8 protein-coding genes are annotated in these 13768 nt (G+C 46.6%); all 8 read left to right on the forward strand.

Going from position 1 to position 13768, the window contains the following annotated elements; all coding sequences use genetic code 11:
* The first annotated feature begins 710 nt into the window (after positions 1-710).
* The 8 genes from PAHA3_RS00670 (at position 711) to PAHA3_RS00705 (ending at position 13493) form a co-directional block, all read left to right on the forward strand.
* Positions 711-2357: an ABC transporter substrate-binding protein gene (locus tag PAHA3_RS00670; protein WP_062835915.1), complete on the forward strand. Its 1647-nt coding sequence runs from the start codon at positions 711-713 to the stop codon at positions 2355-2357.
* 199 nt (positions 2358-2556) lie between these two features.
* Entirely contained in the window at positions 2557-3561 is a 1005-nt protein-coding gene (locus tag PAHA3_RS00675; protein WP_017690144.1) for an ABC transporter permease, read from the forward strand.
* A 41-nt stretch (positions 3562-3602) separates the two neighbouring features.
* Positions 3603-4502, forward strand: coding sequence for a nickel transporter permease (nikC, locus tag PAHA3_RS00680; RefSeq protein WP_062833023.1), 900 nt, complete (start codon positions 3603-3605; stop codon positions 4500-4502).
* Between the two features lie 741 nt (positions 4503-5243).
* Positions 5244-7124 carry a molecular chaperone HtpG gene (htpG, locus tag PAHA3_RS00685; protein WP_062833024.1) on the forward strand — a complete coding sequence of 627 codons (1881 nt, stop codon included), beginning with the start codon at positions 5244-5246 and terminating at the stop codon, positions 7122-7124.
* Between the two features lie 644 nt (positions 7125-7768).
* Positions 7769-9184 carry a deoxyguanosinetriphosphate triphosphohydrolase family protein gene (locus tag PAHA3_RS00690; RefSeq protein ID WP_062833025.1) on the forward strand — a complete coding sequence of 472 codons (1416 nt, stop codon included), beginning with the start codon at positions 7769-7771 and terminating at the stop codon, positions 9182-9184.
* Positions 9185-9205: 21 nt separating this feature from the next.
* Positions 9206-10213: an MsnO8 family LLM class oxidoreductase gene (locus PAHA3_RS00695; protein ID WP_371327890.1), complete on the forward strand. Its 1008-nt coding sequence runs from the start codon at positions 9206-9208 to the stop codon at positions 10211-10213.
* A gap of 252 nt (positions 10214-10465) precedes the next feature.
* Complete coding sequence (locus PAHA3_RS00700; protein ID WP_062833026.1) at positions 10466-12178, forward strand: methyl-accepting chemotaxis protein; 1713 nt, start codon at positions 10466-10468, stop codon at positions 12176-12178.
* Positions 12179-12602: 424 nt separating this feature from the next.
* Entirely contained in the window at positions 12603-13493 is an 891-nt protein-coding gene (locus tag PAHA3_RS00705) for a TRM11 family SAM-dependent methyltransferase (protein WP_371327922.1), read from the forward strand.
* Positions 13494-13768 lie beyond the last annotated feature (275 nt).

The raw sequence follows: 13768 nt of genomic DNA on the forward strand, positions 1-13768 counted from the left end.
TTGTGTTTTGTGTAAGTAATATTAACGCATATAATAAAGTTGAAGACTTATGTCTGTAAATCTCTTGTCTAATTGATTAATGTGATGTAAAGTAAGTTACACGAAATTGTTTTTCACTACGGTTTATTTACATAATCCTCCTCATCATGACAAAACCATAACATACGAAGTTATTGTAATGTCTCCCGTTGTACAATCCAACATCTCAAGATGACTCGCTCATACGTTTTACACATCCAATCTGCAAGAGTAAGCCACCGTATTAAACAACTTACACGATTCATCAAACAACCTAGCCTATGTTGAGTTTCTGTCATCCGTAATTTCCATCTACCAACTTAAATTTGCTCTTTCCAGTCCGTACCCACTCGCTGTTGCTTATTGACCTAAGTTTAAATAAAACGCAACACCTCCATAGATCCATCTCAGAAGATACATAGTTGAACGGTTCCTTTTTCTATAAAAGTAATCAAACAACGTCCTCAATCTATGTGCACGATATGATATTTACCTGTATTCCATACGCATCCCATGCTGTTTTTTACATTTCATATACATGCCTTACTTTTCCCAGAACTTTAATTCAGGTATCGCAGGCACCTAATGCCTTTTATATGATACATAGCACCAAACCGATTGCCAACATTGGAGATCTTTCATGCCAGCATCACACACATTATGAGACAGGGAAGGGTGTTGTACGTATGCGAATGAGAAAAAAATGGATGTCCGGTGTTCTAACGATGGCCTTGAGTACCGTATTGGTGTTGTCCGGTTGCTCCAGTAACGAGAGTGGAGAGGCTACGCCTGCTCCGGCGGAAGGAACTGACCCTCCAACTGAAACGGTAGCGCAGGATACGATGATTATGGGACGTGGTGGGGATTCCGTTGCACTCGACCCGGCGATTGTAACAGATGGGGAGTCACTCAAGATTGGGCATCAGGTGTTTGATTCGTTGCTGGACTATAAGGAAGGCGGAACAGAGGTCGTTCCTGGACTAGCAGAGAGCTGGGAGATTTCGGCGGATGGGCTCAAGTATGTATTTAAGCTGAAGTCCGGAGTGAAATTCCATGATGGAACTGACTTCAACGCTGAGGCTGTTGTGTTCAACTTCAACCGCTGGGGCGATCCGGCGAGTGAATATAAATTCGAAGGAGATTCCTTCGACTATTACGATTCCATGTTTGGTCCAGAGGACGGACGTGTGATCAAGGAAGTGACAGCGACGGACGAGACTACGGTGGAGTTCACATTGAACCAGCCACAAGCGCCTTTCCTGCAAAATATTGCGATGACACCATTTGGCATTGCCAGCCCAACCGCGATTCAGGAGAAAAAAGAAAACTTTAAGAGCGAGCCTGTGGGCACCGGCCCATTTGTATTCAAAGAGTGGAAGCGTAACGACTCCATTACCCTGGAGAAAAACGCGGATTATTGGAAAGAAGGACTGCCGAAGCTGAACAAAGTGATCGTGCGTTCGATTCCGGATAACACGGCTCGCTTCAATGCCCTGCAAAACGGCGAGATTGATGTCATGGAAGACCTGAACCCGGACGATCTGTCCATCCTTGAAGGCAACAGCGAGTTGCAGAAGATCGAGCGTCCACCGTTCAATGTGGCGTATATCGGCTTTAACTTCAAGAAGAAACCTTTTGATAATGTCAAAGTCAGACAAGCCCTCAATCATGCGGTGAACAAGCAGGCCCTTATCGATGCGTTCTTTGCGGGACAAGCTGAGCCTGCTGTTAACCCGATGCCGCCAACGCTGTGGGGGTACAACGATACCATTGAGGATTACCCATATGATCTGGAAAAAGCAAAAGCTTTACTGGCCGAGGCTGGCTTCCCTGATGGATTGCCTGAACCGGTAACTTTCTATGCGATGCCGGTATCCCGTCCGTACATGCCTGATGGCAAGAAGGTGGCGGAAGCAATCCAAGCTGATTTTGAAAAAATTGGTGTGACCACGAACATTGAATCCCCAGAATGGGCGACGTATCTGGATGATGCCAAAGCCGGGGAAAAAGACGATATCTACATGCTCGGCTGGACGGGTGACAACGGGGACCCGGATAATTTCCTCTATACGTTGCTGGACAAAGACGCCATTCCTGGCAACAACCGTAGCTTCTATGTCAACGAAGAGTTGCATGTGCTGCTGACGGATGCGCAGAAAGAAACAGATCAGGAGAAACGTGCCGAACTGTATAAACAAGCGCAGGTGATTATTAAGGAAGACGCACCGTGGATTCCGCTCGTGCACACTACGCCAATTTTGGCGGGTAAATCGAACCTGAAAGGTTTCGTACCATCCCCGCTGGGCAGCGAATCTTATGCAGGTGCTTACTTTGAATAATGCAGAGGTAAACTGAATTTCTATCTCTATCCCTATCTGTATCTGAATATGAACCTAACGCATTAATTATTCTTTCTTACAAAGCGCTGGTGAGACGCAATGCTTGGCAGAACCCACATCCGGACGTAACTATCCAAAGCATGCGCGTCTGCCGGCGCTTTTTATTTTTGCACGATATGTCGAAGGCAGGTGAACAGGATTGAATAGCTATATTGTCAAACGTGTGCTTGTGTTGCTGCCCGTGCTGCTGGGCATGACTTTGATCGTCTTTTCCATCATCCACGCCATTCCGGGTGACCCGGCTGAGACCATACTTGGGCAAAAGGCAACCGAACAATCCAAGCAGGCCCTTCGTGACCAGCTCGGACTGGATAAACCCTGGTTCCAGCAATATTTCGCCTACTTGGGTGATTTGCTCAAAGGTGATCTGGGAACATCAATCCGCACCAAGGTGCCTATTGCCCAGGAAATTGTGCCTTATCTGACAGCAACCCTTGAATTAACGATGGCCAGTATGTTGTTTGCTGTCATTATTGGGGTGAATGCCGGTATTGTCAGTGCATGGAAGCATAACTCTTGGTTTGATTATTGCTGTATGGTCATTGCTTTGGTGGGGGTATCCATGCCAATCTTTTGGCTCGGTTTGATGGAACAATGGTTGTTCGCGAACAAGTTGCAGTGGCTACCATCCATTGGGCGCATGAACGCACGTGATCCGGTGGAAGCCATTACGGGCTTGTATGTGCTGGATACGATGATTGCCGGACAATGGAATCAGTTGTGGACCGTAACGAAACATTTGATTCTGCCAAGTGTTGCACTGGGTACGATTCCGATGGCCGTTATTGCCCGGATGACCCGCTCCAGCATGCTGGAAGTGATGAGTTCCGATTACATTCGTACAGCGAAGGCGAAGGGACTGGGTCCGTTTTTTGTCGTATATGGACATGCGCTCAAAAATGCGTTTATTCCCGTGCTTACGGTTATCGGTATCCAGACCGGATCGTTGCTCGGGGGTGCGGTGTTGACCGAAACGATCTTTGCCTGGCCGGGCGTGGGACGCTATATATATGAAGCGATTAGTTCGCGGGACTATCCGGTGATCCAGAGTGGCATTCTGATCGTAGCGTTCTTTTTCGTGGTGATCAATCTAATTGTGGACTTACTCTATGCCGTGTTTGATCCTCGAATTAGTTATAAATAGGGAATTCATCATTCAATCATATCCAGGAAAGGAGACGCCGTATGGCCAAATTATCGACCAATACCGGACCATCCATTGATGCTGCAACAGCGAGCACAGCCGGTCCGTGGCGGGAAGCGTGGAGAACGTTCCGGAAAAATCGGCTTGCGCTTGCAGGCTTGATCATTATCGTATTTTTTATCCTGTTGGCCTTCCTCGCGCCATACATTGCACCTTACGATTATAAGGAACAGGTGCTGGTGGATCGGCTTCAGGCCCCTTCGGCAGAGCATTGGTTTGGTACCGATGATCTGGGGCGTGATGTATTTTCCCGAGTGCTGCATGGAGCGCGTATTTCACTGTGGGTGGGCTTCTTCTCCGTCATTGGTTCCATTATTGCGGGTACGTTGCTTGGTCTGATTGCCGGATTTTATGGAAAATGGGCGGACATGCTCATCTCGCGTTTATTTGATATCTTGCTTGCCTTTCCGGGGATATTGCTGGCCATCGCGATTGTAGCGATATTGGGCCCGTCGTTGCAAAATGCACTGCTCGCCATCGCCATCGTGAACATCCCGACCTACGGAAGATTGGTGCGTTCTCGGGTACTCAGCTTGAGACAGGAGGAATTCATTACGTCGGCACGGACACTAGGAGTTGGTAACGGGCGAATCTTGTTTCGTCATATCTTGCCCAACAGCCTCACTCCGCTGATTGTGCAGGGTACACTCGGAATTGGGACGGCGATCATCGAGGCCGCTGCACTTGGATTTCTGGGCATGGGCGCGCAACCACCCGACCCGGAATGGGGTAAAATGCTGTCGGACTCCCGTCAGTTTATACAAAAAGCACCGTGGACACTAATCTTCCCCGGCGTTTCCATCATGTTGACCGTTCTCGGCTTCAACCTAATGGGCGATGGCCTGCGCGATACCCTTGATCCGAAAATGGCGAAAAAGTAGTAGTTTCTAACGCTAACTCTAACTCTAACCGTAAATGTCTTTCCCATGCCGGTTCGAACTTTGGTTCGAGTCGGCTTTTGTTTTACTAGCGTGATTACGTTAAATATGGAGACATGTTCCAAAACGAAAAGGTTATTCGATCTTTTTGTTAAAATAACCGCCTTCGTATTGACACCCAATTTTCCCATATGTTATATAAAAGGAAGGGTTTAGCACTCCGATCATTAGAGTGCTAACAGATGATGTTTTTACTACACGACTACATATGGAATGATTCTGTTTTTGATAATAGATAAAGTTCACCTTGGGATATGACATGCGCGTGAAGTGGCTAGAAAAGTTTTTCTGAAATCGAAATGTATCTTCTGCTCATGGAGTTTCCCATTTAAAAATGTCTCAGCATCATTAAGTTATTTGTCGGAACACCTCGGTAGTGAAGGGGACGGAATCGATTCTGTAGAAGCGAAGCGTTCGCCCTTATTCCCGAATTTCTACCTATTTTCTAGGGAATCAAAGAAATTTGGGAATAACAGCGATCAAAAGAACGATCCGTAACCGGAACGGCCATTAGAGAACGACAATAACTGAAGTGCTGAGTTTGAGAAGGGAATCCCATAATTAGCGGAACAAGCGATTTGAATGTTTTCTAGCATTGTAGCGTTTTGCATGAAAAACTCAGGATTTACTTTCTATTTTCAATCCAATCATTCGATATCCAATTTGAAAGGAGTCCAACCACTCATGGCTAAAAAAGAATTCCAGGCAGAATCCAAACGTTTGCTGGATATGATGATCAACTCCATTTACACCCAAAGAGAAATCTTTTTGAGAGAATTGATCTCCAACTCCAGTGACGCCATTGATAAAATTTATTACAGAGCACTTACGGACGATGCGCTCGTTTTCAACAAAGAGGACTACTTCATCAAGCTCACGATCGACAAAGAAAACCGCACGCTCACACTGACGGATACCGGAATCGGGATGACGCAGGAAGAATTGGAGAACAATCTGGGGGTTATCGCGAAGAGTGGTTCCCTGGCGTTCAAGAAGGAAAATGAAGCTAAAGACGGCCATAACATCATCGGACAATTCGGGGTTGGTTTCTACTCGGCATTCATGGTGGCGGACAAGCTGACAGTAACAAGTAAAACGCTGGGCAGCGACGAGGCTTGGAAATGGGAGTCCGAAGGCGCGGATGGTTACACCATTACACCAGCTGAGAAGGATTCTGTAGGTACAGAGATCGTCCTGACGATCAAAGAAAATACCGAAGAAGATTCGTATGACGAATTTTTGGAAGAGTACCGCCTGAGATCCATCATCAAGAAATACTCCGACTTCATTCGCTACCCGATCAAGATGGATGTAACGGGTCAACGTCCAAAAGAGGGCACGGAGAATGAGTTTGAGGAATACCAAGAAGAACAAACCGTGAACAGCATGGTGCCGATCTGGCGTAAAAATAAAAGCGAACTGACCGAAGAAGACTATACGAACTTCTATATGGAAAAACGCTACGGTTTTGACAAACCGCTCAAACACCTGCACATCAGCGCAGATGGCGCAGTAGTATACAATGCGATCCTGTTCATCCCAGAGAACACGCCGTTTGACTACTATACCAAAGAGTATGAAAAAGGCCTTGAACTCTACTCCAACGGTGTATTGATCATGGATAAATGCGGAGATCTGTTGCCAGACTACTTCGGATTTGTCAAAGGTATGGTGGATTCCGAAGATCTTTCCCTGAACATCTCCCGTGAGATGTTGCAACATGACCGTCAGCTTAGCCTGATCGCGAAGAACATTAAGAACAAAATCAAGAGTCAACTGCAAAGCCTGCTGAAGGATGAGCGTGAGAACTACGAGAAGTTCTACCAAGCGTTTGGCCGTCAATTGAAATATGGCGTATACAGCGACTATGGTGTGAACAAGGATACCTTGCAGGATCTGCTGTTGTTCACGTCTTCCAAAGAGAGCAAACTCGTGAGCCTGGACGAATACGTCTCCAGAATGCCGGAAGATCAGAAGTACATCTACTATGCATCCGGTGAGTCCATTAGCCGTATTGAGAAGCTGCCACAGATCGAAGGTGTTCTTGAAAAAGGGTACGAAGTATTGTACTTTACCGATGACATCGACGAGTTCGCAATCAAGATGATCACGAACTACAAGGAGAAAGAATTCAAATCCATCTCCAGTGGTGACCTGGGTATCGAAGATAGCGCGGACAAAGAAGAAACGGACGCTCAGGACAATGACAACAAAGAGTTGTTTGAAGCGATGCAAGCTCAATTGGCCGGTAAAGTCAAAGCGGTTAAAGCTTCCAAGCGTCTCAGAAGCCACCCGGTATGTTTGTCCACCGAAGGTGAGCTGACGATTGAAATGGAGAAAATCCTGAAAGCTATGCCGAACAGTGAAAACGTACAGGCTGACAAAGTGCTGGAAATCAACGTGAATCACGATGTCTTCAAATCACTGCAAGATGCTTTCGCGCAGGATCAGGAAAAACTGAACCTCTACACAAGCCTGCTGTATCATCAAGCATTGCTGATCGAGGGACTGCCAATTCAAGATCCAGTAGAGTTCACCAACGATATCTGCAAGGTTATGGTGTAAACTTACGCAATCGCAGTGATGTAATAACGGTGCGCTTAATCAAAAGTAATGGAATGTTCCATTGAATTCACCATCTCCATCCCGACAGGGCGTTTCCGTCCTGTCGGTTTTTTTGTTTTTACCCACAACGGGGTGGGAGCGGGGGAGGCAGACTATCATTGTAGTGGTGGATGAACATTGTAATGGGATTTTTATTCTTTCAAAGTTTTGAAGAATTCCTCCTTTATAGGGAATATGATGTCATCTAAATTGGGAGTGAATCAAACAGCAAAGTAGTGAAGGGGACGGAATCGATTCTGAAGAAGCGAAGCGTTCGCCTTTATTCCCGAATTTCTCCCTATTTAAAGGGAATCAAAGAAATTTGGGAATAACAGCGATCATAAGAACGATCCGTAACCGGAACGGCCACGTAAGCTGTATAAGGCACTTTTTTTGTCATAAGTCACGATAGTGTGAGTTCAATATGAATCATTATCATTTAGATGCACGGATGATAGTCTGGCAGGGTATAATAAGAGAAGATGACTGTTCATCACAAGATGATGTAAGAAGAGATGACAATCACAGACAGGTTTTACTTTTCGAAACCACAGATGTTGTGTATAATCACTCAAAATAGAGACAGTCGGCTAGGAGTGATCCCCATGCAATGGAACGATCTGAGAGAACATAGACAATATCCCGAATTAACCAAATTAGATGGATCTCGTGCGGCGTACGAACGGGACTATTCCAGACTCATTCATTCACCGACCTTCCGTCGGTTACAGGGAAAATCGCAGGTGTTTGGCGCAGGAACGGGTGATTATTATCGTACTCGCTTGACCCATTCCCTGGAGGTGGCACAGATTGCGCGAGAGGCTGCCCGAAGTCTAATTCGCCGTTTTCCCGAGGTGGACTGGGACCGCGCGGACAACCCCGGCCTTATTATTGATTCAGAAGTGGTGGAGTGCGCTGCAATCGCACATGACTTCGGTCATCCGCCTTTTGGACATAAAGGTGAAGAAGTATTGGACGGCATTCTCGATGACCTGATCAATACCGAGGCTAAGAAAATTATGAAGAAAAGCCGCGGCGCCAAAGTTCCCAAGGTGGAGTCCGAGGTGCGTGCAGAGCTTAAGCGAAAATACGAGCATTTTGAAGGCAATGCGCACAACTTCCGTCTCATTATGCACTTGGAGAAACGTGAAGATATCGACGGGCTGAACCTGTCTGATGCAGTATTGCTGGGAATTAACAAATATCCGTACCCTGGCACGGAGAGCAAGAAAGGCATGTATCATCATGAGTGGCAATATATTCGTGAGATCCGTGATCGCTGGAACGTGCCGGCAGGCAAGAAGACGTTGGAAGCACAGCTGATGGACCTTTGCGACGATATCGCGTACTCCTCGCATGACCTGGAGGATGGCATCAAAGCAGGCAAAATTGAAGTACATGAGCATTTCCTGCAAGATCCGCATGTGAATCGATTGATTGTGGATAAGATTACGACGCTGGAGGATCTGTTCTGGAACGGGTGGACTCGAGAAGCCATTGGGCAAAAGGTAGAAGATGTCCTCGCTTCGTTCCTGCGCATCTGGAATGAGAAGATGCCGTTCTGCGAGCATGATTACTCACGTACCCGCCGTGAGGTGAAAGCCTACTGGGTGAGCTTTTTTGTAGGCAGTCTGGGCGTTATTGACGACGGTGACTGGAAGAAGGTAACCTTTGTCCGTGAAGGGGCTGAAGACCTCGACATGCTGCGTACGGTGAGTGTGCTCAAGAGCTTTGCCTGGGTGACCATGATTCGTGATCTGCGTGTCCAGCGGTTGCAGAAGCGTAGTGAATGGATGATTAAGCGGTTATGGGATGCATTCCTTGATCCGGAAACGTCCAAATCCATTATTCCATCTGACTGGCTGCAACGGTATGAGAAGGATCAAGCCAAAGCCCAGCCGATCTGGACTTGGGAACACATGGTGATCGATTATATTGCAGGAATGACGGATGCATTTGCCGAGAAAATATACAATGAACTCTACGGTCTGAAGGTGGGTTCCATCTACGATCTGGATTAGAGTTAACCAAGATAAAGGGAGATGAGACGCTTGGCTACGAGAATGAGTGAGACGTTCAGTCTGGGCGTACTTGACCTTGTTCCAAGGTTAAATGATGCCACAGCGGAACAGGCGCTTCAACAATCGGTGACACTTGCGCAACATGCTGAGGCGTGGGGATACGCCCGATACTGGACGTCAGAGCATCACGATATGGCTGAACTCGCATCAGCTTCTCCCGAAGTGCTTCTGTCCCACATCGGAGCAAGGACAACAACGATTCAACTTGGCTCCGGTGCGGTCCTGTTGCCGCATTACAGCCCGCTCAAGGTGGCGGAGTCGTTCCGTCTGCTTGCTGCGCTCTACCCGGGGCGTGTTGAGCTGGGGCTCGGACGTGCTCCTGGCGGTGGACCTCATGCGACGATGGCACTCAGTGGCAATTACTTGCAACATGTGTCCAAGCTGCCTGAATCGCTCACAGCACTGACGGAACTGCTTGAAGACCGCTACATGTACGAGGATCATCCCGTGACAGCTCGTCCGATTCCAAAGGTTCCTTTATCGCTCTGGATGCTGGGGACAAATGTGAAGAGCGCAGAGTTTGCTGCACAGTTTGGCATGGGATATGTCTTTGGTCAATTCATGAGTGATACCGATGGTACAGAGGCTGTAAAGCGGTACCGTGAAGGGTTCATACCCAGTGCAGCCATGAAGGAGCCGGAGGTTATGGTGGCTGTTAGTGTATTGTGTGCCGAGTCAGAGACGGATGCTTTGGCTTGGAGTCGTGACATGGCGGAGAGACGCAGGGCGGATGGAAAAGAACGTTCACCTGAGCAGAATTCCGATACGGTCTCGGCCTCGAACACGAATGATACAGGCGTTGATGACCATAACGAAGCGGTTCGACACTACGCAGGTACACCTGAGCAGGTATGGAGTCAATTACAACAAGTGAGCCGTAGACTGGATACGGAGCGTATGCTGCTGGTTACGGCTGGGCCCGATTACGAGCGAAGATTGGATTCTTACCGATTGTTGGCTGAAGCATGAATCCGAACAAACTGAAGAGCTGCAGATCGGGAAATTGCCGTATGCTGCAGCTTTTTTTTGGACGTTGTTAAAATTCAACAATCTTTTACAAAATAAAGCATCTCTCTAACAAAATAATGTTATAATACTTTACGTCTATTTTCCTATCGATATAATATAGATAAGTGCTTTTGACAAGAGGTCAAAAGAAGGGAAAAACAATGACAAAACACCTGAATTCGGGATGGCCGAAGAGGTCAAGGGGGAAATCATATGTTCAGCAGATTCAAGATCAAGAGTATCGGTCTGCGTATCAGCATCGCGTTCTACTTGTTAATCCTCTGTTTAATTGTTTTGAGTGTCACGATTGTCACCCGGATGAATTCTATTGAATCCAACACCAACGAAATTACGAACAATTGGATGCCATCAATCCAGCAAATTAACCGGTTAAACTATACCACAGAGCATGTCCTGTCACTAAGTTATCGTCACTTTGACGCGGATGAATCGGACAAGGCATTCTTGTCAGAAGAGCGTACCAAGTATATTCGTGAAACGACGCAGGCGATTAAAATCTATGATCAGCAGGAGAAGTCTCCGGATGAACTCGAACACTGGACTGCGTTTAAGAATAAATGGGAAGCATATCTCAAGATTAATACGCAATCGATCAAGCTGAGTGATGAGGGGCAGACACAGCTGGCGAAGGAAGTATCGGAAAAAGGTGCTGATTCCTTTGACGCGATGCAAGTCGATCTGGATTATCTTGTGGAATACAATCAGGAACAGTCCAATCTTGCTGCCGCTCAAACGATCAGATCTGTGCAGGATGGCAGATTGTTCATCATTTTTGGAGTTCTCATCATGATTGTTATTACAGCGATCAGTATTCCGATTATTCGTTCACAGGTCGTAAAACCGCTGCTACGTGTCATTAGTGCGGTGAAACTGATTGCAGAAGGCCAATTGAATGTTCAGGATATACATACCAAACATGAGGATGAAGTCGGTGTTCTGGCCAAAGCGGTGAATGACATGAAAGGTAACCTGACTTCCATGGTGCTGAGCGTCAGACGAATTGCGGAAGCTGTCAATCGACAGAGCGGTGAACTGGCAATCTCTTCGGAAGAGGTTAAGATTGGTAGTCAGCAAATTGCTGTGACAATGGAAGAGTCAGCCAAGGCGGCGGAAAGCCAGGCAGAGACGGCCGTGGAATCCGCACGTACGGTTGAAGCTTTGAATGATCACATCCAGAAGCATACGGAACAAGGCAGCCAGCTGCGCGCCATGTCCGATCGTGTACTGGAGCAAGGGCTGAATGGTCGCAAGGCGATGGAACAGTCGGTGCAGCAGATGCAACAGATTTCCGGTTCGGTCTCGGCTTCCATGAGCAAGATGGAACGGTTAAATCGTAAAAATGAAGATATTTCCAAGCTGGTTCAGGTCATTCACGACATTGCACGCCAAACCAACCTGCTGGCATTGAATGCCTCCATTGAGGCAGCGCGTGCGGGAGAGAGTGGACGCGGATTCGCCGTAGTGGCATCAGAAGTACGGAAGTTATCTGAGGCTGTGCAGACTTCAGTGGAAGAGATTACGGCGATTACCGAGGATATTCAACAGGATTCACAAGGGGTAGTTGCAGAATTGCGCACGGGCGTTCAGGAGACCGAACTGGGTCAGGAACATGTACTTGCTTCGGGTCAACTGTTCCGTACAATTAATGAATCGGTGGAAGGAATGGTTGGTGTTATCGGCACCATGACGGATGGTCTCGCAGGCATGCAGGAAGCAAGCGGACGCATGAATGATTTCAGTCAGCAGATTTCCGCTGTTTCGGAACAATCGGCAGCCAGTGTGGAGGAAGTTTCGGCATCGGCAGAAGAGCAGGTTAGTTCCATGGAAACGATTAGCGGCAATATTCAAAGTCTGAAAGAATTGTCTGAAGATCTGCTTACATCCATTGAAAAATTAAAAATATAACCTTCTTCTTTTAATAGAAGAAACTGGACTCATACAGGCGACGATTGGTGGAAATTCAGCACGATTTTGAGCCTGTTTCCTGTAACGTAAGCTGACAAAAACGAATCCATTTCTATAGTTCTAATCTCAAATAAAATAAGGTGTTCCCGAATAATGGGAATGCCTTATTTTTTTCTAACTATTAGATACGTGCAAGGAAATGATAGTTGTCTAGGAGCCTGACATTGTATACAATGACTACCTGAAGCTAACGTAACAGCCGATATTCGCTATGTCTTTAATAGGCTAGTATTTATATAGAAGAAAACATGAGTTTTGAAGGAAGGAGAGGATAACTTTGCCTGATGAATCACATGGTGTTCACCCTGTTTCTGGGAAATACCTCTATACCTTTGCTTGTCATGAGAACGAGCGCGAATTGTGCATGCTGGAGCTGAACACATTGCTCGAACCGAGTTCGGATATCCGCTTAGATGGGGGCTTGTATGTGCGGTCTGAACGATGTATTCCACCTGGACGTAGCCCCTTTATCCATGGCAGACTGGACGTGATCGGTGAAGGGAACACTGTGACGGATCTGCTACCTCTTGCTAAAAATATCCAGTTGTTGCCAGGAGATACATTTAAGGTAGTTTGTCTGAAAGAAGGCGATCATGCACCTGATTATGCACAGTCCCGTCAACTGGAAAAAGAAGTCGGCATGTGCATTAAAGGCAAAGCGCAGATGAAGCAACCTAAGGTGACTTTCGGCCTAATCCGAACAGGAGAAAAATGGATCTTGGGCCAGTGGACAGAAGCGGATCGATCTTGGCAAATTCATAGACAGAAGCCGCAAAACTACTCCACTGGATTTGGCATCACGCTTGCCAGAGCGCTGGTTAATATTGCTATTCCGAAGGTGGAAAATCACCGGTTGCTTGATCCCTGCTGTGGCATGGGAACAGTTGTAATTGAAGCTTTATCCATGGGAATTGATGCTAAAGGTAACGATCTGAATCCTCTGGCTGTCCGAGGTGCACGTATCAATCTGCCGCATTATGGATATGATTCGGATCGAATCACACTGGGAGACATGAATGAACTGGAAGGTTTGTATGATGCAGCAATTCTGGACATGCCCTATAATCTCTGCTCTGTACTTCCGGATGCTGAGCAACGAGCCATGTTGGAGAGCTTGCGCAGATTGGCAAAACGGGCAGTGATTGTTTCCACAGAGTGGGTAGAAGAGCACTTGTTGGAAGCGGGTTGGACGGTAAAAGAGTATCGAACAGTAAACAAAGGCACGTTTATACGTCATATTTGGCTGTGTATGTAAGCACAAAAAAACAAAAACTCTACCTCTGAGGAAATTTCCAGAGGTAGAGTTTTTTTATTGCTTACAATATCCATTGAACTAACTGTTTAGACGAGAACGAGAGGACAGAAAAAACTGAAGAAGCAGAGCTAAAAATTTCTGTAAGGAAGCTGCATCGGAAGCATACTCTTCGCCTTTATTCACAGATTTTCACTTTTATAAAAGTGAATCAAAAAATCTGGGAATAACAGTGATCGGAAGGTTGTTCTGTCATCGGAGTTGTAAGTCTAAATCTT

Origin of the sequence: Paenibacillus amylolyticus, from assembly GCF_001570725.1 — a bacterium.
Classification (GTDB): domain Bacteria; phylum Bacillota; class Bacilli; order Paenibacillales; family Paenibacillaceae; genus Paenibacillus; species Paenibacillus amylolyticus_A.

What these genes read in the sequence shown, in the direction of transcription:
- PAHA3_RS00670 (WP_062835915.1), top strand. Translation starts at nt 711, where the DNA reads ATGAGAAAAAAATGGATGTCCGGTGTTCTAACGATGGCCTTGAGTACC.
- PAHA3_RS00700 (WP_062833026.1), top strand. Translation starts at nt 10,466, where the DNA reads ATGTTCAGCAGATTCAAGATCAAGAGTATCGGTCTGCGTATCAGCATC.
- PAHA3_RS00690 (WP_062833025.1), top strand. Translation starts at nt 7,769, where the DNA reads ATGCAATGGAACGATCTGAGAGAACATAGACAATATCCCGAATTAACC.
- PAHA3_RS00695 (WP_371327890.1), top strand. Translation starts at nt 9,206, where the DNA reads ATGAGACGCTTGGCTACGAGAATGAGTGAGACGTTCAGTCTGGGCGTA.
- htpG (WP_062833024.1), top strand. Translation starts at nt 5,244, where the DNA reads ATGGCTAAAAAAGAATTCCAGGCAGAATCCAAACGTTTGCTGGATATG.
- PAHA3_RS00705 (WP_371327922.1), top strand. Translation starts at nt 12,603, where the DNA reads ATGCTGGAGCTGAACACATTGCTCGAACCGAGTTCGGATATCCGCTTA.
- nikC (WP_062833023.1), top strand. Translation starts at nt 3,603, where the DNA reads ATGGCCAAATTATCGACCAATACCGGACCATCCATTGATGCTGCAACA.